This is a genomic window from Chitinophagaceae bacterium (assembly GCA_016717285.1).
In the GTDB taxonomy this organism is placed as follows: Bacteria; Bacteroidota; Bacteroidia; order Chitinophagales; family UBA10324; genus JACCZZ01.
In genome coordinates this window covers 325,161-346,610 of sequence record JADKFU010000005.1, presented here as the reverse complement: position 1 = coordinate 346,610, position 21,450 = coordinate 325,161, and the positions used below count along the sequence as shown (strand labels likewise).

Sequence of the window (21,450 nt, the reverse complement as noted above, 5' to 3'; positions counted from 1 at the left end):
TTTCGGTTGAATTTGCCTTACCAAAACCGGTTGGGATTTTTTCTTAAAAAATATACAACGTGAGCCAACGGAAAATCAGGAAAGTAGCAATACTCGGATCAGGTGTAATGGGCAGCCGTATTGCCTGTCATTTCGCGAATATCGGCGTGCAGGTATTGTTGCTGGATATTGCCCCAAAAGAACTGACAGCTGAAGAACAGTCAAAGGGTTTAACGTTAGAACATCCAACCGTAAAAAACAGGATTGTAAATTCCGCGCTTCAATCCACTTTGAAAGCGAAGCCAGCTCCTTTATATACTTCCAGCTCAGTTAAACTCATTACCACCGGAAATTTTGCTGATCACATGAAAGACATCTCCGGTTGCGACTGGGTGATGGAAGTAGTGGTCGAAAATCTGGAGGTTAAGAAGTCGATCTACGAGCAGGTGGAAAAATACAGAACGCCCGGAACACTTGTTTCTTCCAATACATCCAGTATTCCAATTCACCTGATGGCAGAAGGCCGCAGTGAAGACTTTCAGAAAAATTTCTGCGGAACACATTTCTTCAATCCGCCGCGTTACCTGCGTTTACTTGAAATCATTCCAACGCCAAAGACGGATATGGAAGTTGTTGATTTCCTGTTACAGTACGGCGATTTGTTTTTAGGAAAAGCAACGGTATTGTGCAAAGACACACCTGCTTTCATTGCTAACCGCATTGGGGTATATGCCATTATGCAGATTTTTCATTTGATGGAAAAGCTGAACATGACGGTGCAGGAAATTGATTCACTCACCGGCCCTGCTATTGGACGACCAAAATCTGCTACGTTCAGAACCAGCGATGTAGTCGGTCTTGATACACTGGTGAAAGTTGCACAGTTTGTTTACAGTGCTTGTCCTGATGATGAAGCAAAAGAATTATTCCGCATTCCCTCCTGGCTTGACCAGATGGTTAAAAATAACTGGCTTGGAGACAAGACAGGACAAGGTTTTTTCAAGAAAGAAAAACGGGAAGGAAAAACTGTTTATCCTTCACTCAATATCAAGACGCTTGAATACGAACTGGCGCCGAAGACAAAGTTTGCCACTATTGACCAGTTGAAACAGAGCGATGACCTCATGCAAAAAATGAAAATCGCCGTCAATGGAAAAGACAAAGCCGGAGATTTTTACCGTCACTTTTTCTATGGCATGTTGCAATATGTTTCCAACCGCGTTCCTGAAATTGCAGATGATATTTACAGAGTTGATGATGCTTTGAATGCAGGTTTCGGATGGGAATTGGGTCCGTTTGCCACTTGGGATGCAATGGGTGTTGAAGCTTCCGTAAAAGCCATGGAAGCCAATGGGAATAAACCGGCTCCATGGATTTATGAAATGATTGCAAAGGGAAATACTTCTTTTTATAAAGTTGAAAACGGGAGCAAAAAATATTATGAACTCAAAAGCGGAACTTATAAAACGATTCCCGGCACAGATGCTTTTGTTATTCTTGAAAATTATTCAAACAATATTGTCTGGAAAAACAGCGGAGCACACTTAATTGATATTGGTGATGGTGTCCTGAATCTTGAATTCAAAACGAAAATGAATACTATCGGCGGTGAGGTTTTGGATGCCATTCCAAAAGCAATTGAAATGGCAGAGAAAAATTTTGCGGGATTGGTGATTGGTAACCAGGGAGAAAATTTTTCCGCCGGTGCAAATCTGGCCATGATGCTGATGCTGGCCATTGAACAGGATTATGATGAGTTGAATATGGCTTGCAAGATGTTTCAGAATACATCCATGCGTATTCGTTACTCTTCCATTCCTGTTGTAGTTGCACCTCATCATCTCACTTTAGGCGGTGGTTGCGAATTTTGTCTGCATGCAGACAGCGTGCAGGCAGCAGCTGAAACTTATATCGGCCTCGTGGAATTTGGCGTGGGAATTATTCCTGCCGGTGCAGGTTCGAAAGAAATGACGGTGCGTGCAAGTGATGCTTACCAGGAAGGAGAAATTGAATTTCCGGAATTGCAAAAACGCTTCCTCAACATAGCAACAGCTAAAGTTGCCACAAGTGCTGCGGAAGCATTTGAGATGGATATTTTCAGAAAGGGAATTGACGACATCAGCATTAATGAAAAAAGATTGATTGCTGATGCAAAACAGAAAGTGCTGCAATTGTCGAGAGAAGGTTATACGATGCCAGCTCCGCGTAATGATATTTATGTGTTGGGAAGAAGTGCATTGAGTGCTTTCTATGCAGGCATTGTTGCCATGCAATTCGGCAACTATGCTTCAGAACATGACAGGTTGATTGCTGAAAAGCTGGCATTTGTAATGAGTGGAGGAGATTTAACAGCCCCAACTTACGTAAGTGAACAATACCTGCTTGACTTAGAACGTGAAGCTTTCCTGAGTTTAGCTACCACAAAAAAATCAATGGAGAGAATGCAGAGCATTTTGAATACCGGAAAACCGTTGAGAAATTAGGGATTGGAGACTGAAGACTCGAAGAGGTGAGACTTGAAGACGGGACTTGCTGACGTGAGACTTGTAAATTTTAGTTGAAAGGGTAATTTGCGAAGATGTTTGTAGAGTACTAAATATGGAACATTATAGAACCAAATCAATATGGAACACAATTTTAGAAAACTTAAAATTTGGGAGGAAGCAGTTAGCATAACTGTTACCACTTACAAAGCGACGAAACAAATGCCTAAGGAAGAAATTTTTGGAATGGTTTCACAAATGAGGCGGGCAGCGAATTCAATGCCTTCAAATATTGCTGAAGGTTGTGGCAGAAGAACTGCGAAAGATTTCAGTTATTTCATTGACATATCTCTTGGCTCATCCAATGAATTGATTTCCGATTTAATTGTTTGTATGAAATTGGATTATCTGAAACCAGAAGAAGCAAATAACATTATTGCGAAAATTGAAACCTGGCAAAGCATGACTTTTTCATTTCAAAGAAACAATTTGAAAAAAAATTAATATTGTCATTAATCATTCGTCACCAATCCTACACCTTTACTCTTATGCCTTTTAGTCTTACGTCTTCAAGTCTTACGTCTTCAAGTCTTACGTCTTCAAGTCTTACGTCTTCAAGTCTTACGTCTTCAAGTCTTAAGTCTCAAGTCTTAAGTCTTCAAGTCTCAAATCAAACCATTAATTAAAAAATATGTCCAACCAGGAAGCATACATCATTTCCGGCCTTCGCACCGCAGTCGGCAAAGCAAAAAGAGGTGGATTCAGATTTATGAGACCGGATGATCTGGCCGTGCAAGTGATTAAAAAGCTACTGGCCGATGTTCCTCAACTGGATCCCAAAAGAGTGGATGATCTTATTGTTGGCAATGCTGTACCTGAAGCTGAACAAGGCTTGCAGATTGCGCGATGGATCGCGATTCAGGCGTTGCCGGTGAGCGTTCCTGCAGTAACTATCAATCGCTACTGTGCAAGTGGTCTTGAAGCAATTGCTATGGCAACTGCAAAAATCAGAAGCGGAATGGCGGAATGCATTATTGCAGGAGGAGCAGAATCGATGTCGTTGGTTCCAACTATGGGTTGGAAGACCGTTCCGAATTATTATGTGGCAAAAGATCATGCTGAATATTTCCTTGGCATGGGACTTACCGCTGAAGAAGTGGCACGCGAATACAATATCAGTCGTGAAGACGCTGACTTGTTTTCATTTCAATCACATCAGAAAGCAGTCGCAGCTATTAAGGAAGGTAAATTCAAGAATGAAATTGTGCCGGTGACAGTTGAGGAAGTTACCGTTGAAAACGGAAAACGGAAAACAAAAAACTGGATCGTAGATACCGACGAGGGACCTCGCGCAGATACTACCATGGAAGCGCTTGCCAAACTAAAACCAGCATTTAAATTGGGTGGACAAGTTACAGCCGGCAATTCATCACAAACTTCTGATGGCGCTTCTTTCGTAATTGTGATGAGCGAAAAATGGTGAATGAACTCGGTTTGAACCCCATTGCACGATTAGTGAGTTGCGCTTCAGCAGGTGTTAACCCACGTATAATGGGCATTGGGCCTGTGGAAGCAATTCCCAAAGCTTTAACGCAGGCAAGTATGAAGTTAGCGGACATTGATGTGATTGAACTCAACGAAGCATTTGCGACACAATCGTTAGCTGTTGTACGAACATTAGGAATTGATCCTTCAAAAGTAAATCCGAATGGAGGCGCCATTGCGCTCGGCCATCCATTGGGCTGCAGTGGAACAAAACTTTCTGTTCAACTCATCAATGAATTGAAACGAACCCATAAGAAATATGGAATTGTTTCGGCTTGTGTCGGTGGCGGACAAGGAATTGCCGGTGTGATCGAAGCTATCGCTTAGTTTAATACAGATAAATCAAGACTTTAAATTTTTCATAATTTTTTTAAACCAAAACAGACTGTAACAATGACCACAATGATTGAAGCTGACAAAACTCAGCAATTGAGATTCCCGATCGGAATGTTTGAATTCGGAAAGAGCTATTCGAATGAAGAGATTCAACAAATGACCCGCAAAATTGATGAGTTCCCGGGTAAGTTAAAAAGGATCATCACTGGTTTGACCAAAGAACAACTCGATGCAACGTATCGGCAGGATGGATGGACCATTCGCCAGGTGATTCATCATTTGGCTGATAGCCACATGAATGCCTACATCCGTTTCAAACTTGCTTTAACGGAAGATATGCCAACGATTAAACCTTATGATCCGCAGGCATGGTCAGAACTGGAGGACGGAAAAAATGCTGCAACATCTTTTTCATTTGACTTGTTGTTCAACCTCCACAAGCGTTGGGCTATTTTATTAAAGTCGATGAGTGAACAGGACTTTGAGCGCGTGTTTTATCATCCGGAACATCAGATGAGCTATGAGTTAAAAGAGATTCTTGCCATGTACATCTGGCATGGTGAGCACCACTACAATCACATTCTGAAAGCAAAAGAAAAATTCAGCGCTTCAAAATCAAAAGCGAAAAAAGTGACTGCCACTAAAAGTATAGCCAAAAAAGCTGATGTTAAAAAAGCCGTAAAGCCGGAAGTGAAAAAAGAGGTGAAGAAGTAATTACTTCAATGGATTAAGATTCATGAACGCAGCGAATAAATGTTGGTGCTGACAAACAATTAACGCTGCGTTCATTTTACAACAAAGTCTTATTTAGTTTCCTGATTTTCAATACATCCACCATTTAAAAAACTTATTCCATGTCAACTGAAACCATCCTCCGAAATGTAACCAAGGGCGGTGAATTCCTGGTAAGGGAAACTTCACCTTCCGACATTTTTGTACCTGAAGAAATAAATGAAGAACAAAAAATGATGGTGCAGATGGCACGTGATTTTGTGGAGCAGGAATTATTTACTAACGATGCACGCATTGAAAAGCAGGAAGCAGGCCTTGCTGTTGAACTCATAAATAAAGCGGGCCATCTCGGCTTGTTAGGCGCTTCCATACCGGAAGAATATGGTGGTTTTGGAAAAGATTTTATCACCTCTACGTTTCTCACCGCAGCACTTGGCGATGCCGGTTCATTGGGTGTTTCCATTTCAGCACACACCGGTATTGGTACATTGCCCATTCTGTATTTCGGTACAGAAGAACAAAAGAAAAAATATTTGCCACGCCTTGCAACGGGTGAATTGAAAGCTGCTTATTGCTTAACGGAACCGGGTTCAGGCTCTGATGCATTGGCCGCAAAAACATCAGCGATATTAAGTGATGATAAAAAGTCGTGGATCATAAACGGACAAAAAATGTGGATCACCAATGGCGGATTTGCTGATCTGTTTATTGTGTTTGCAAAAATAAATGGAGAGCAGTTTACTGGTTTTATTGTGGAAGCCACATCGCCCGGCTTATCTCGCGGTGAAGAAGAACAAAAGATGGGCATCAAAGGCTCCTCCACACGCCAGATATTTTTTCAGGATGTTAAAATTCCTGTGGAAAATTTATTGGGCGAGGCAGGAAAAGGACATTTGATTGCATTCAATATTCTCAACATCGGCCGGTTGAAATTAGCAGCGGCCACTGTTGGCGGAGGAAAAAGGTTATGCAACACTACTATTCAATATGCTACACAACGTGAACAATTTAAAAGACCGATAGCTTCCTTCGGCGCTATCAAATACAAACTTGCGGAACAGGTGATCCGGCTTTTCGCAGTGGAATCAGCCATGTACCGGGCTGCCAGCGATATTGAAAACAAGAAAATCACTTTGCTGGAAGAAGGTAAAAAATACCATGAAGCACTGATGGGTGCCGCAGAAGAGTATGCTATTGAATGTGCGTTGTTAAAAGTAATGGGATCTGAGATGATTGATTACCTCGTGGATGAAACCGTTCAGGTGCATGGCGGTATCGGTTTTTCGGAAGAATATCTTCCTGCACGTGCCTATCGTGATGCACGCATCAACCGCATCTTTGAAGGCACGAATGAAATCAACCGGCTGCTTTCGGTTGACATGTTGCTGAAGCGAGCACTGAAAGGAAAAATCGATTTGATGTCGCCTGCCATGGCGGTGCAAAAAGAACTGATGTCAATGCCTGATTTTTCGGAAGCCGAGGGAGACTATGCGTACGAGAAAAAAATAGTAACGCACATGAAAAAAGCAACGCTGATGACTGCCGGTGCTGCCGTTCAAAAACTGATGATGGCATTGGAAGACGAACAGGAACTACTGATGAATGTTTCCGACATGCTTTCTGAAATTTATACAAGTGAATCATTGTTGCTGCGCATTGAAAAACTAAAATCAATGGGACATGATGTTACATTGTTGAATGATATACTTGGTGTTCATTTGCATGATTCCGTTAATCGCCTCGAAACAGCAGCCAAGAATGCGTTGGAATCATTTGCTGAAGGTGATGAAATGAAAATGATGCTGGTTGGATTGAAACGTTTCACTAAAATGGAACCCTTCAACTGCAAAAATGCGAGGAGACGCATCGCTGACAAGCTTATTGCGGAGAACAAGTATTGCTTCTAAGGAAGTTTTTTCTTAAAGTTTTTTTTGTTGTGTGAGGCAACAACCGTCGAAAGTTGTTACCTCTTTTTTTGCTGCAAAATTTCCCACTATATTTTGACACCAAATGATATGGTAATTGCTCTTCCATCAGAGGGCCAGATTCCGGGATCAGGATAGAACGTTGGACGCTTGGTGAAGTAAGAACGATCAGCAAGATTGGTGATATTCAGTTTTAAGTTTAAATTTTTATAATACCAGGCCGCATTTGCATCCCAGATCTGATAGGACGGCACAATTCCCAACGTACCGCTTGCATTGGGTTGTTCCGTATTTAACGGATCAGTATACACTTCACTTACATAACTGTGCATCAGCGACGCAGAAAAATATTTGAAACGATAGGAAATGCCGGATCGCAAATTCCAGTCAGGTACTGTTTCTACTTTATTGCCGGTAACATCAGTATTTACACCACTTGCCACCACATTGCCTTTTGTGTAGCGCGCATGCATATAAGCTGATGAAGTATAAATTGAAAAGCCCCGAATCCATGGAGAAAAATTTCCCATCACGAAAGGAGAAAATTCTGCAAACACTTCCAATCCGTAATTCAATGAATTACCCACGTTGGTTTTGAAAAAATAAGTGGCGCCGGTGTCATCGACTTCTACAAGTGTTCCAATTCGATCGTTGTATTGTACTGCAAACGCGCTGATATCATAGTTCAGCCATTCTGAAATATTTCCTCTGATTCCCAAATCCGCATTGTAACCTGTTGCATCTTTCAGATCCGGATCAATCTGATCGAAACTTGTGGCAGGCACAATATCCTTAAGGATCATCGGGCGATAAGCCTGCGACCAACCACCATACACATTGTTCCTCTTGTTTATTTTGTACTCTCCCCGAATGCCTGCCAAAATATAATTATGATCAATAGTTTGCGGCAGATCACTGTCAGAAATGTAAGTGATTTTTCCTTTCAGGTCTGACTGACCCATTTCAAAGCGTAAGCCCGGCGTGATGGAAAAGTTCTTTGTTAGCTGAAAAAGGTTCTCTGCATACAATCCATTTGTGATGGAAACATAATTGATGTCGCGTTTAAATGCCGGATCAGAAACTACCGTGAGATCATAATCAAAACCGGTTGTTCCGGTGCCTTGCTGCAACCGGTGCAAATTGTTGTGGATGAAACGGTAACCTACATTAAATTTATTTTCCTGCCGTAAGAAATGATATTTATGAATAAACCTGAGCTCTGTGCTGAAACTGTGAAAATGATCAATATCAACCTGCCGTGGATTGTAAGAACCAATCTTTGTATTGAAAGTATCCGGTGTAGTGGCAAGTCCCAGCCATTGCACACTGTTGCGATCGCCCAGCACCGCAGAAGTAATGAGGTTAACTGTTGAACGGCCTTTAATATTCCAGGTAAGATTTAAACCGGGAACGGTAATATTCGGATTATAATAATTGCGACTACGCACAGATTGCTTCGGATTTTCATAAAACATCGAATCATTCAACGCACCGGGAAGCTTGTTCAGATAATTCATATGACTCACCTCTGCCTTTAGCCAAAGATTGTTCATCAATGGATAGTTTAGTCCGATGTGCCAGGCATCATAGTAATAATTGGAGTTGTCGCGATAGCCATCTGCCGACCGGTGATTATAAAAACCATAATACGATAACTTACCTGCTTTACCACCAGCCTCCGTAAAAGTGCTGATGAAATTGTAGGAGCCACGAGACACCTGCGTATGAAAAGAAAAAGGCTTGGTAGTATCTGCTTCATGCAACTTGTAATTTAACATGCCGCCAAACTGCGCACCATACTGAAGTGCGGCAGATCCACGAATCAACTCCACTTTTTCCACTGCTTCCATAGGTGGATTGTAATGGTTGGCAGGATAACCATACAGATCGGAATTGATCATGATATCATTCTGCCGTATGTTGAACTCCCAGCTTCTATGTGGATCGAGTCCACGGGTTGAAACATTTACAGCGTTACCAGAGCCATCATACTCATACACAAAAACGCCAGGCACTTTTGCAAATACTGAACGCGCATAATTTTGTGCAACATTAAGTTCTGTGTTTTTCAATTCTATTACCTCATTCTTCACACCTGCTATCAGGTAGGTTCCTTCCACATCATTGAGGCGTTGCATAGTTTCTTTCTCTCTTTCAGCTTCAACAGTAATATTGCTAAGCACCGTTGCATTCAAAGGAAGTTTAAAAACTATGTCTACAATGTTGCCATCAATAACCATTACGTCCATTGAAACAGGTTCATAACCTATTAATGAAGCTTTCAGCACGTACTTTCCGGGTACGACATTTTTAATCAGGAACGTACCATTTTCATTTGTATAGACGCCTTTGTTTTTATCTATAATCACCACGGATACATTTGAAAGTGGTTGGTCATTTTCATCAGTAACTGTTCCTGTTATTCTGTTTGCGGAAGTCTGAGCAAAGGAAGAGAGGCAAAAGCAAAGCAGTATAAATACAGTTTCAGCAATCGAAAATCGTAGTGATCGAATCATTGTTTGCTTATAGGTACGCAGCAAAGATAGGCAGTGTGATTGTGCATGGCAGAATGTTGGCGCAGCTTTTAAATATCATTAACAGCAGCAGAAGTCCGTTCAATATTGTAAACATAAAACCATTCAACGGACAGCAAGAAGGAAGCATCAAAATGCAAGCTGTCACTTCAATACAAAAAAAATTTCCTGCGCATCGTATTGAATCAATGAGCCACCATCGCTTTCATAACAGAATGTAAATCTTTGTTAACGAACTCCCAACTGTGTTTCATAGCATCTGTTCTAAAATATCTTTGCCCGATGTTAAAAAATATACTGAAGATGACACAACACAATACACGCGCATTCATTTACCGATTCATCCTGCTGTCCATATTTATGGCCTGTTGCAGGTTTGGTAACGGGCAGACGCCTTCCGACGCGGTGATGATGGACAAAGGACAAATCTGTTTTGATCTTTCCTACAATCATGACTCATGGCATGAGTACTGGGAAGGCACCAAGAAAAGAGAGAATGGCAATATTGGTACCCTTACACGTCATACCATAATGCCAATGTTTGATCTGGGAATCACGGACAGGATCAATGTGATGGGAGGTTTTGCTTATGTACTCACACGCCCGAGTGCGGGACAGATTGAAGGCACCGAAGGATTTCAAAACCTGAACCTTGAAGTAAAAGTAAATGCATTTGAAACCGAATTAGGTCCCGGAAAGTTTAATGCGCTCGTAACAGTTGGATTCATGACTCCACTGAGCAACTACGTACCTGATTACGCTTACAGCATTGGTTTAGGTTGTACGGAAGTTTCCTTGCGACCCATTATTCAATACACATTGAACAATGGATTGTATGCGCGGTTGCAGGGCGCCTATAATCTTCGTGGTAACTGCATATTACCACGCGATTACTATTACACCACACAGGCTTATTTCAGCAACGAAGTCGAGATGCCGGATGCAATAGATTATTCAGCAACGCTCGGTTACCAGACAACTGATAAAGCATTTAAAGCGGAAATTTTTTACGGCGGATTTAATACCCTGGGCGGCTTCGACATTCGTGTGCAGGACATGGGATTTCCTTCCAATGAAATGGACTACACTAACATTGGTGCCGCTGTTCAATACTATCCAAACTTTGTTAAAGGATTGGGTGTGCATGTTTCAGGAAGTTATGTACTTACCGGAAGAAACGTGGGACAATCAACAACCCTTGGCGGCGGCGTGAGCTATTTCTTTGCGCTGTGGAACAAAGACAAAAATTAATTCAATCAAATAATTTTAACTGATACAAATAACTCAAACAATATGAGAAAGAATTTTCTGCCGGTTATCATACTTATTATCACTGTTGCAACATTTTTGCAATCGTGCAACAAAGATATTCCTACCGGGATGAGCATACAACCTTACACCTTTAAATCACTTGATGAAAATGGAGGCACCTGGAAACCTGTATTACTTACTGATGGAAGTGAGGTAGGAGTGTCTGCTCCCGCTGAGGTTTCATCGGCAGCTTATCAGTCAGAGTTATCAGATCTGAAAGCTACGATCAGTAATCTAACTGATGATCAGAAAACAGCGGTTGAATATTGGGGAAGCAATTCACTCATTCGCTGGAATGAGATTGCAAGCGAACTGGCAGCAAAGTATAACATGCCTCCTACTCCTAATCCCGATGGCACTTACCCAGCGCCGGATGCAGCCAATCCGGGAAATTATCCTTACTTCCCATTTGCGCATCCGCAATATACTTCCCGGATGTATGCATATTGGAGCGGTGCACAGTTTGATGCGTTGATTTCGGTATGGCATGAGAAATATACCTACAACCGTGTTGCTCCTTACAAAGCTGATGCTGCTATTCAGACACTTCTTCCTGAAAATGATTTGCCGGGTTATCCTTCGGAAGATGCAGCAATAGCAGCCGTTTCTGAAGTGATCCTCTCTGCGATGTTTCCTCTTGAAAAAGATTACATCATCTCGAAATCACTCGAGTTGAAGAATGCCCGCATGTGGGCAGGCATGAATGTATCAAGCGATATAGCAGCCGGCGATTCTCTGGGTCGTGCTGTTGCTGCGAAATTTATTGATCGCGCCAAGACAGATGGAATGAAGAATGCGCAAACGCCAAAACCTATTTCCGATTCCATTAAAAATGCAGCGATTGTAAACTTTGGATGGTCGTGGAAAAATCTTGAAACACCGGAACGCCCGGTTGGGTTGACTCCACTATTCAGCAAAGTAAAACCGTGGTTCATTCCAGGTGTGGAAGCAGTTCGACCTCCTGCTCCGCCAGCTCCCGGCTCTGCAGCATTTTTAACAGCAACAGATGAACTGAAAGGCTATATGAAAAATCTTACGAAAGAAGAAGCTGATATTGCATACTTCTGGGCTGATGGTCCCGGCACGTATACGCCACCGGGACACTGGAACCGTTTCGCAAAAGAATACATCGTGCAGGATCAGCTCAACCCGTTGCGAACAGCACGTGTATATGCTTATCTGAACATGGCAATGGAAGATGCCGGTATCAGTTGCTTTGATTCAAAATATTACTATCATTATCCGAGACCTTCCGGAGCAGATGAATCAATAACAACAATTATTGGTATTCCAAGTTTTCCGTCCTACACTTCCGGCCATGCTACTTTCTCCGGCGCAGGCTGTAGTGTCCTTTCGTATTTCTTCCCGGACGGTTCTTCCCAATTTCAGGAATGGGCAAAAGATGCAACAGAGTCACGCATCTATGCGCGTATTCATTATCGCTTCGATTGTGAAGTGGGATTAACAACCGGCATTGCGATTGGAGATTATGCGGTGGATGCTGCAAAGGCAGATGGAGCAAATTAATTAATTCAGAAACTTCTGACTTTATTCAGGCAGCGGACCTATCAGTCCGCTGCTTTTTTTTGTGTATCATACAAGTTCAAATTAAAAGATACATGCAGGATGTCTCAGTTTCCACTTTCGCAGAAAAAGTGATTTCATTTTATAGTTCACTTCAACTTAGTCTTCCTTCTGCATTGCAAACTATCGTTTTAAATCCCTACCGGGAAGAAAAAGTAATGGACTATGTGCAACAGTTTTTCGGGAAGTATTGCAACGACCATCAAAAACGCACTTTCATCTTCGGCATTAATCCCGGAAGGTTTGGAAGCGGCGCTACGGGTATTTCATTTACCGATCCTGTTGCATTGAGGGATTTTTGTGGAATTGAAAACAACCTTGGAAACAAGCGTGAACTGTCGAGCGAATTTATTTACAAAGTGATTGATGCATTTGGTGGCACTGATAAATTCTACCGGCAATTTTTTCTTACTGCCACTTGTCCGTTGGGCTTTATGAAAGGAACCAAAAACTATAATTATTATGACGATAAAAAGCTGCAGGAAGCTGCTACTCCTTTCATCCGCAAAACATGGAAGCAACAGACTGCTCTTGGAGCAAAAAATAATAGGGCCATCTGTATCGGTTCCGGCAAGAATATGAAAATGCTTGAAACACTGAATGCTGATTTTCCCTATTTCGAAAAGATCATTTCACTGGAGCATCCCAGATTCATTATGCAATACCGGAGAAAAAAAGTGGAGGAGTATGTGGAGATGTATTTGAAAGTGATAGGGAAAGTATGAAGGGTTTTCAGGGTTTATATTGTTTGAGGGTTTGAAATGTTTTGGGTTTATATTGTTCAGGTTGTTGAGCAATTTCCCGTTGTAAGTTGTAAGTCCTTAGTCCTTAGTCGTTAGTCGTTAGTAGTCTTTAGTCTTATTGCAAAATCCTATCTTGTACATTCCAAATTAATTCCTAATTCCTAATTCTCAACTCACCTCCATCACCAAGTCGTCAGCCTCCACCAGCGTCTTTTCATTCAGCACAATTTTTTTTATCACAACGTTTTTGGTTGCAGTAACAGAAGTTTCCATCTTCATCGCTTCAATCACAAACAAAGGTTGATTCTTTTTTACCTTCTCTCCCTCTTTCACAAATAGTTTTGACAACATGCCTTGCAATGGAGCTCCGATCTGGTTTTCACCGGATGCCTTTTGATGCGTTTGCTTTTTGACCAGCGACTTTTTGTCCAGCATTTCCACCGTACGCGTTTGTCCGTTCAACCGGAAATAAACAGTGCGGTAACCGCTTTCATCTGCCTCACCTACATACAACAAACGGATCATCAGTGTTTTTCCGCGACCGATTTCCACTAATATTTCTTCATTGCTTTTCAAACCATAAAAAAATGCAGGTGTAGGAATGGTACTTACATCGCCAAACTGACGCACATGTTTGTAATAGTCTTCAAATACTTTCGGATAGAATTTATAGGAAAGAAAATCAAGCATGGTTTGCGAAGTGTCAAACTGCTCCTGAAATTGTCTGAATTCTCTTTCAAAATCAATGGGTTTCAAATGCGCGTTCGGCAGATCAGTAAACGGAGCCTCATCTTTCAGAATAATCCGTTGCAACTCTTTTGGAAATCCACCATACGGTTGCCCGATCTCACCCTTAAAAAATCCTTTCACTGATTCAGGAAAAGAAAGAGTTGCGCCTTTCACCATCACCTCCTCCTTTGTAAGTTTATTGGAGATCATGAACATCGCCATGTCGCCCACCACTTTTGATGAAGGCGTAACTTTTACAATGTCACCAAACAATTCATTTACATCTTCATATGCTTTCTTGATGTCGTCCATCCTGTCGGCCAATCCCAGGCCGATGGCCTGCGGTTTGAGATTCGAATATTGTCCGCCCGGAATTTCATGGTGATACACTTCTGCCGTTCCCGCCATCAGTCCGCTTTCAAAAGGATAATAATAATCACGTACATTTTCCCAGTAATTGGAAAAACGGTTGAGTGAATCAATGTCCATTTTCAATTCACGCTCCTGTCCGCGCATCATTTCTGCAATGGAATTAAAGTTAGGCTGAGAAGTCAGTCCTGATAAGGAACTCAACGCAACATCAATTACATCCACTCCAGCTTCAATCGCTTTCAGATACGTTGCAGATTGAATTCCTGAAGTATCATGAGTATGCAGGTGAATGGGAATGTTCACCACCTTTTTCAATTCAGTAATCAACTGTGTTGCCGAATAAGGTTTTAATAATCCCGTCATGTCTTTGATGCCAAGAATGTGGGCGCCCATGTCTTCGAGTTCACGTGCGAGATCAAGATAATATTGCAGTGAATACTTTTTACGGTTTGGGTCTGCGATGTCTCCCGTGTAACAAATACATGCTTCGGCCAATCCACCGGTTCTCTCGCGCACGGCGTTGATGCTTATCTTCATGCTCTTCGTCCAGTTGAGCGAATCGAAAATTCTGAAAATGTCGACTCCACTTTTCCATGACTCCTCAATAAATTTTTCCACCAGGTTATCAGGATACGCTGAATAGCCGATGGCATTGTTACCGCGAATCAACATTTGAAATAAAATATTCGGAATGGCTTCGCGCAGCAACTGCAACCGTTCCCATGGATTTTCATGCAGGAAGCGCAATGCAACATCAAACGTAGCGCCGCCCCAAATTTCCATAGAAAAAATTTCAGGATGATGATGGGCAAAACTTTCCGCCACAGCCATCATGTCGCGCGTACGAACGCGTGTAGCAAGTAATGACTGGTGTGCATCCCGGAAAGTGGTATCCGTATAATGAATTTGCTTTTCCGCTTTCAGCCATGCAGCAAATTTTTCAGGGCCAAGGTCTGTGAGTAATTGTTTTGAACCTGGGCGAATAGTTTCAAAGTGATTGAAGTCAGGTGCCTTTGGCTTTTGAAAAATTTTCGATTGATCCACTTTCTGCACGTCGGGATTTCCGTTCACTACCACATCGGCGAGATAGCGCAACACTTTCGTGCCGCGATCCTGTTTTTGTGTCACGCGTACCAGGTCAGGATACAATTCAATAAACTTAACCGTAGCTTTTCCTTCGATGAAAACAGGATGTGTGATTACTTTTTCAAGAAAAGGAATATTGGTTTTTACGCCCCTGATTCTGTATTCTGTTAATGTGCGGTGCATACGTGCGGCGGCAGCACTGAGCGTGCGGCCATGTGCAGTAATTTTTGCAAGCATGGAATCAAAAAACGGCGAGACTTTTACGCCCTGGTAAGAACTGCCTTCATCGATACGAATACCATGACCACCGGCGTTTCGATAGGCAATGATGGTTCCGTAATCAGGTTTGAAATTGTTGGCAGGATCTTCTGTCGTTATCCGGCATTGAATGGCAAAACCATAACAATGAATTACTTCCTGCGAAGGAATATCAATCTCTTTTGAATCGAGCGCTTTGCCATCAGCAATCAAAATCTGGCTGCGGACGATATCGATACCTGTTACTTCTTCTGTTACCGTATGCTCAACCTGTATGCGTGGATTTACTTCTATGAAAAAAACATTTTCTTCTTTGTCTACCAGGAATTCAGCAGTGCCGGCATTGTTGTAATTCACCTTGCGTGCCAGTTGCAATGCATAGGCAAATAACTTTTCACGGGTGCTTTGTTGCAGAGAAGTTGATGGTGCAACCTCTACCACTTTCTGAAACCTTCGCTGCACGCTGCAATCGCGCTCAAACAGGTGAACAATATTTCCGTATTCATCACCAAGCAATTGCACTTCGATATGCTTGGGATCTTCTACAAATTTTTCAATGAAGATGGTATCATCGCCAAATGCATTGCCTGCCTCGCGACGTGCTTCACCAAATGCTTTCTCCAGGTCTTCTTCTTTATACAAAACGCGCATGCCTCTTCCGCCGCCACCGGCACTTGCTTTCAGTATCACCGGAAAGCCAATACGTTTCGCTTCTTTCAAAGCAATTCCGGCATCTGTCAATGGCTTTTTGTTGTCTTCAATCACCGGAACGCCACAAGAACGCGCCACATTTTTAGAAGCCACTTTATCTCCCAACTGTTCCATCACTTCCGGTCGCGGACCGATGAATATGATTCCTGCTTCGCCGCATCGCCTTGCAAAACGAACATTCTCTGATAGAAATCCGTAGCCGGGATGAATGGCATCTACCTGATTCATTTTTGCGATGCGAATGATTTCTTCAATATCCAGGTAAGGTTTCAGCGGCTCATCATCTGCACCAATCTGGTATGCTTCATCGGCTTTGTAACGGTGTAATGAATAACGGTCTTCATAAGTATAAACGGCCACCGTGCGGATACCCAGTTCTGAAGCAGCGCGCAATGCCCTGATGGAAATTTCACCACGGTTAGCGACCAGTAGTTTTTTTATTTTTTGCATAGAGGGAAAATAGAAAGAAAAGGTGAACAGAAGAAGACGTTGTAAAGTTACACTCCACCTGTTAATTGAACAACGGATAAATTGATACGTAGAGACGCAATGCATTGCGTCTGTTCATTGTTCATTCCAATGATTTTTTTTTCAGACCAGAACATTTTTCGGTGATTTCCATGCCTTCGTGGCAATTGTTTCCTGATAGAAAACGCAAAGCATTTTGTTTCTACCCATTCACCTTCATCACTTCCGCAACCGGACTGAATAAATAAACCCTTTTGGTTTGTACTTCTACGCAACGGTACCGCTTCCGCAACTTCTCTCCTTTTTTAAAAACCCTTCCTCCAATGGCAAGGAACAGGCCATTGTGTTCAAGATCTTCGAGGTGAAATACAGGATGCTTATTATATTTATTCAACACTTTTATAAGCACAGGATCGGCACAATGCGTTGCAGAAGGATTGACAAAATATTTTTTCAAAGCAGTACGTACATCTTCCGGAAAAATCCTTCGTCCGGTAAATTGATCCATCAATAGCCTGAACTCATTTTTCCATTCCTGCCCGTGAGAAGAAACAGCATGCTTGTGCTTTTCCCAGGTAACAAGATGCGCTACTTCATGCACGAGGGTTACCAAAAATGCATATTGGTTGAGGTCGCCATTGACAGAAATACGATGACCTTTGCCGGCTCCCGGCCAACGGTAATCTCCGAGAATTGACCTTCTCTTGCGCGTGATGGTCAAGGCGATTTTATAATCAATTATCCATCGTGCTACAATGTCCGTCGCATCTTCCGGTAAAAATTTCAATAATTGTGTTGCAAGATTTTCTGCTGGCGTCATTTTGCTTACGAGGAATGTGTAAATGTCGTAAAGGCAATTTAAAAATTAACCAACATTTTTCAGAAGTGTTTTGAAGTCAAATAAAAAAATTACTTGACCAGTGTTTCGATAAAGCTTGTACTTAGGTTGCCGAAGGGTTGCGGAGATATAGTAGAATTTCAAGATCATTTCAAAATAGCTTCTCAGTGGCTGAATGACATTTTTTATAAATTTTTTTCCGTGCGAAGGCGTAGTTCGCAATGTTGTTATTTACCAATTTTTTAAACAAACATTCGGTCTTTGCGTGATTGAATTAAAAACACAACATTTTTAAACCCACTTTGTCAGGATTAATTTATTAGGAAACCTTTTTCAGTTGAAAACAGAATTGGATTCAGATTATTCCTTTTTCCTGGCCTTTACCTTTTGCGCCAACAGCAATTCCCGAACTTCAAATACAGTAAATAAAATATAAAACACGAAAAACGGAATAATAAAGGCCGGATTATGCGGTCGTGTAATCACTACATACATTAGTACAAGCACTGCGCTGAGCAACAATTTCACCAGCACTATTCCATTTACGCTGGCTACAAAGCCATAGCTGGTTTTTTCCAATCCTCTTAATCCAATATATAAGGTGAGTGCGGTGATCAATGAAAAAAATACGAGAGAGATCCAGGTAAATAACTGAAACGATGCAATTGCAGGAATTAAAAAACTCAGCAATGCGACAATCAATGCCAAACCTGCGGTTAAAATAATCAGTCGTGAAAAAATAGTCCTGTACATTATTTCTTATCGTTCATCAATTCTTTATAAATAATGTACAATGCCAGTAAAACAGAGCCAAAGGAAAGCACTACCTTAAATACAGGAAAGGTCCAGCCACTCCACTTGTCGAGAAAGTAACCGGCGATAAATCCCAAAGCGATGCAGGCAATGATCTGGTAAGCAATAGAGAAATATTTCAAAAGAAGAAATCAGACTGCTTTTGATTCTTTCTGAAGTTGCTGGGAGGTAGATTTTTCAGCAGGCTTCATTTCTTTTACACCCATTTTGCAGGAACCGGTAAAACGTGCACCGGCTTCTACCACTAATTTTCCGGTAATTATATCTCCTTCAAGGTAACCAGTGGATTTCAAAAATAACAAGTCGCTTACTTCAACTTTGCCGAAAACTTTTCCGGAGATATCAGCATTGTCGCAGACCATGTCGCCATCCACAATACCCGTGGCTCCAATTACAATTTTCGACTTAGAGTTAATAGTTCCTTTCATTTTGCCATCAACACGGATGTCGTTGTCAGATTTTATTTCACCATCAATCTGAGTACCTGCGCCAATTATATTAATGGCGGATTGATTAGGTGAAGGGTTGGAAGTGATGGGCTTGGTCGGGTGATTTTCTTTCGTGTTGAACATGGAAATGAATTTTTGAAATGAAAAAAGTGAGTGGCTATTTGAAAACTAGGTAATCCTCGGGATTAAGTGGTAAGCCTTTATACCAGAGTTCAAAATGAAGGTGTGGTCCGCTGCTGAGTTCTCCTGTATTGCCGATAATCGCAATTACGTCACCTGCTTTTACGTAGTTACCTTCTTCCTTTAAAAGTACTGAGTTGTGTTTGTACAAAGATATTAAATTATCATTATGCTGTATGGCCATCACGTACCCTGTTTCGGCTGTCCAGTTGGCAAAAATAACGATTCCATCCAATGTTGATTTTATAGGTTCGTTTTCAGGCGCTACAATGTCAACTCCATAATGCTGTTCGCTGCCGTTAAAAGGTTCCGTAATATAGCCCTTCAAAGGAGTAAAAAAGTGAAAGCCACGCACAGCCGAACTTTTTTTGAGCAAAGAAGAAGTCTTTGACACCGTAAACCGTTGCTCGTCTTCCAGGTCCTTTCTCAACTTGTTTTCTGCTGGTGACACTTTATCCAGATCAATGGAATCATAGTTTTGCACCTGCACTCCGGATGTTACATCATTCATTCTTTCAGGATCCAGATCTCCGCTTATTACCCGCTTTATATTCGTTAGAAAAAGGTTGTTTGCCTCCAATACTTTTTGCATCGAATCGCTTCTCAACTTCAGTTCCATCACATCCCGCCGCATATTCACATCTGCATAACCAGGTATGTATTCCCGTAAGGGTGTGTAAACTATAGCGGAAACAGTAACCAGCACCAGAATTACAAGAATAGTACTGACCAATACATACACATTCATGCGGGTGAGCTGAAAAGAGGTCACCTCTTCAAACGTCTCATCGTTCAATAATACCAACCGGTATTTGTCCGTGAGCCGTTCAAACCACGATTTTTTCTTTTTATAAACAGCAGGTTGCTCTGGCATGCTAAAAAACAGTGTGCAAAGATGGATAAAACAGCGTGTTTGAAGAAAACTTCTTTCAAACACAATGTGCCGATGAGTTGATGGGCGGATGGGCAGATGTTTGCCAATGACTATTGACGTAAGACTAAAAGACTAAAAGACTAAAAGACTAAAAGTCAAAAGACTAAGGACTAAGGACTTACTACTCACTACTCACTACTCACATTTCCTTCCAACTCACTATGTTTGTGCCTTTCTTATGAATCAACGCCTCCGAATCTTCCTTTTCGCCATCGGCATGCTGCTCCTCATCCTTCCGGATGCTGCTGTTTTCTACCTGATCATGCCTGTTCCAACCAGCCAGTATTCGGATCAGATGGAACTCGGCCACTTTCTTTACAAGACACTTTGGTTTGCAAGAATCCTTGGGCTTTTATTCGTTTTTCCTTTGCTGTTTCAGACCTGGAAATCCGGTTCCACAATTGGAAAAATTATCGTCACCGGACTTTTCGCATTCAGCGTGCTCACCGTGTATGTTTTAGGTTTTCGCTTTATGCCTGAAAATGTGTTTAAAGAACCGAAAGAATTATTGTTTACACTTCCTGATAAGAATACCGTACCCGGAAATAATTATGTACTGGGCATTGAACTGAATGGGGAAGCGAAAGCTTACCCGCTGAAGTATGTTGGCTATCACCATAAAATTCAGGATGTTATTGGTGGCATGCCTGTTTTAGTAACCTATTGCACGATGTGTCGCACCGGTATGGTGTACGATCCTGTGATCAATGGCAGGCAGGAACGATTCAGGCTGGTAGGTGCGGCTTTTAACAATGCGGTAATTGAAGATGAAACCACCCGGTCGTGGTGGTATCAATCTACCGGAATAGCCGGGGCAGGACCCTTAAAAGGTACCGCAATGAAAACCATTCCGTATGAGCAAATGACGTTGAATACCTGGATAGCGCAGCATCCGAACACACTCATCATGCAACCTGATCCGCATTATATTAAGGAATACGCGAAACTGAAAAGCTATGATATAAATATCCCTTCTGCCAATACGGATCGGGAAAAGAACAAATCTTTTCTACCGAATAGCTGGGTGATTGGAGTATTGCTGGACGACAGTTCTAAAGTTTTCCTGTGGAATGAACTCACAGAGAAGAAACTAATTAACACTACCGTGAATAACCAACCTGTTGTAATTACCCTGCAAAAAGACGGCTATTCATTTCATGCATTTAAAAGCAGCCTGGGAGATACCTCACTTCTCTTCTCGTTACAAAATGACAGTTTATTTCTTGATGCGCAAACCGGCTCCGGCTGGAATTGGAAAGGGGAATGCACATCAGGACATTTTGCAGGAAGAAAATTGTTACCTGTTACCGCATATCAAACCTATTATCATTCGTGGGAAAGATTTTATGGTAAGCATAAAAATGCTACTTACGGTATTACTAATAATAAATTTCTAAACGCGCCGCCAGCTATTAAACAACAATAACCCTGCTGACAGGA

The 21,450-nt window shown here is 41.8% G+C and carries 15 protein-coding genes and 1 pseudogene; 9 read left to right on the top strand and 7 right to left on the bottom strand.

The features are described 5' to 3' along the window. Nucleotides 1-59: 59 nt before the first annotated feature. The 5 genes and pseudogenes from IPO83_11375 (at nucleotide 60) to IPO83_11355 (ending at nucleotide 6,982) form a co-directional block, all read left to right on the top strand. Nucleotides 60-2,462, top strand: coding sequence for a 3-hydroxyacyl-CoA dehydrogenase/enoyl-CoA hydratase family protein (locus tag IPO83_11375; GenBank protein ID MBK9731866.1), 2,403 nt, complete (start codon nucleotides 60-62; stop codon nucleotides 2,460-2,462). Between the two features lie 141 nt (nucleotides 2,463-2,603). Beyond that, nucleotides 2,604-2,966 (top strand): four helix bundle protein, encoded by a 363-nt coding sequence (locus tag IPO83_11370; GenBank protein MBK9731865.1) that lies wholly within the window; start codon nucleotides 2,604-2,606, stop codon nucleotides 2,964-2,966. A gap of 187 nt (nucleotides 2,967-3,153) precedes the next feature. After that, a pseudogene (locus IPO83_11365) lies at nucleotides 3,154-4,334 on the top strand (acetyl-CoA C-acyltransferase). A gap of 75 nt (nucleotides 4,335-4,409) precedes the next feature. Then, nucleotides 4,410-5,057 carry a putative metal-dependent hydrolase gene (locus IPO83_11360; protein ID MBK9731864.1) on the top strand — a complete coding sequence of 216 codons (648 nt, stop codon included), beginning with the start codon at nucleotides 4,410-4,412 and terminating at the stop codon, nucleotides 5,055-5,057. A 140-nt stretch (nucleotides 5,058-5,197) separates the two neighbouring features. Next, nucleotides 5,198-6,982 (top strand): acyl-CoA dehydrogenase family protein, encoded by a 1,785-nt coding sequence (locus tag IPO83_11355; protein MBK9731863.1) that lies wholly within the window; start codon nucleotides 5,198-5,200, stop codon nucleotides 6,980-6,982. An 86-nt stretch (nucleotides 6,983-7,068) separates the two neighbouring features. Here IPO83_11355 and IPO83_11350 read toward each other — a convergent pair whose 3' ends face one another. Next, entirely contained in the window at nucleotides 7,069-9,516 is a 2,448-nt protein-coding gene (locus IPO83_11350) for a TonB-dependent receptor (GenBank protein ID MBK9731862.1), read from the bottom strand. Nucleotides 9,517-9,816: 300 nt separating this feature from the next. Here IPO83_11350 and IPO83_11345 point away from each other — a divergent pair, with 300 nt between their 5' ends. The 3 genes from IPO83_11345 (at nucleotide 9,817) to IPO83_11335 (ending at nucleotide 13,154) form a co-directional block, all read left to right on the top strand. Further along, the gene (locus IPO83_11345; protein MBK9731861.1) at nucleotides 9,817-10,785 is read left to right on the top strand and encodes a transporter; all 969 of its coding nucleotides are present in this window, start codon (nucleotides 9,817-9,819) and stop codon (nucleotides 10,783-10,785) included. A gap of 42 nt (nucleotides 10,786-10,827) precedes the next feature. Next, nucleotides 10,828-12,372: a phosphatase PAP2 family protein gene (locus IPO83_11340; protein ID MBK9731860.1), complete on the top strand. Its 1,545-nt coding sequence runs from the start codon at nucleotides 10,828-10,830 to the stop codon at nucleotides 12,370-12,372. 92 nt (nucleotides 12,373-12,464) lie between these two features. After that, nucleotides 12,465-13,154: a DUF4918 family protein gene (locus tag IPO83_11335; protein ID MBK9731859.1), complete on the top strand. Its 690-nt coding sequence runs from the start codon at nucleotides 12,465-12,467 to the stop codon at nucleotides 13,152-13,154. A 186-nt stretch (nucleotides 13,155-13,340) separates the two neighbouring features. On the opposite strand, the gene IPO83_11330 is transcribed toward IPO83_11335, so the two are convergent. From IPO83_11330 to IPO83_11305, 6 genes are all read right to left on the bottom strand, one after another. Beyond that, a complete protein-coding gene (locus IPO83_11330) occupies nucleotides 13,341-16,778 on the bottom strand; it encodes a pyruvate carboxylase (protein MBK9731858.1) in 3,438 nt (1,145 codons plus the stop codon). Between the two features lie 220 nt (nucleotides 16,779-16,998). Further along, the gene (locus tag IPO83_11325) at nucleotides 16,999-17,616 is read right to left on the bottom strand and encodes a SprT-like domain-containing protein (protein MBK9731857.1); all 618 of its coding nucleotides are present in this window, start codon (nucleotides 17,614-17,616) and stop codon (nucleotides 16,999-17,001) included. 378 nt (nucleotides 17,617-17,994) lie between these two features. Then, nucleotides 17,995-18,387, bottom strand: coding sequence for a hypothetical protein (locus IPO83_11320; GenBank protein ID MBK9731856.1), 393 nt, complete (start codon nucleotides 18,385-18,387; stop codon nucleotides 17,995-17,997). Continuing rightward, complete coding sequence (locus IPO83_11315; GenBank protein MBK9731855.1) at nucleotides 18,387-18,569, bottom strand: AtpZ/AtpI family protein; 183 nt, start codon at nucleotides 18,567-18,569, stop codon at nucleotides 18,387-18,389. Before IPO83_11315 ends, IPO83_11320 begins: the two co-directional genes overlap by 1 nt. A 9-nt stretch (nucleotides 18,570-18,578) precedes the next feature. After that, the gene (locus IPO83_11310) at nucleotides 18,579-19,019 is read right to left on the bottom strand and encodes a polymer-forming cytoskeletal protein (GenBank protein ID MBK9731854.1); all 441 of its coding nucleotides are present in this window, start codon (nucleotides 19,017-19,019) and stop codon (nucleotides 18,579-18,581) included. 34 nt (nucleotides 19,020-19,053) lie between these two features. Then, nucleotides 19,054-19,950: a M23 family metallopeptidase gene (locus IPO83_11305; GenBank protein ID MBK9731853.1), complete on the bottom strand. Its 897-nt coding sequence runs from the start codon at nucleotides 19,948-19,950 to the stop codon at nucleotides 19,054-19,056. 238 nt (nucleotides 19,951-20,188) lie between these two features. Here IPO83_11305 and IPO83_11300 point away from each other — a divergent pair, with 238 nt between their 5' ends. Then, a complete protein-coding gene (locus IPO83_11300) occupies nucleotides 20,189-21,436 on the top strand; it encodes a DUF3179 domain-containing protein (protein MBK9731852.1) in 1,248 nt (415 codons plus the stop codon). The last annotated feature ends 14 nt before the right edge of the window (nucleotides 21,437-21,450 follow it).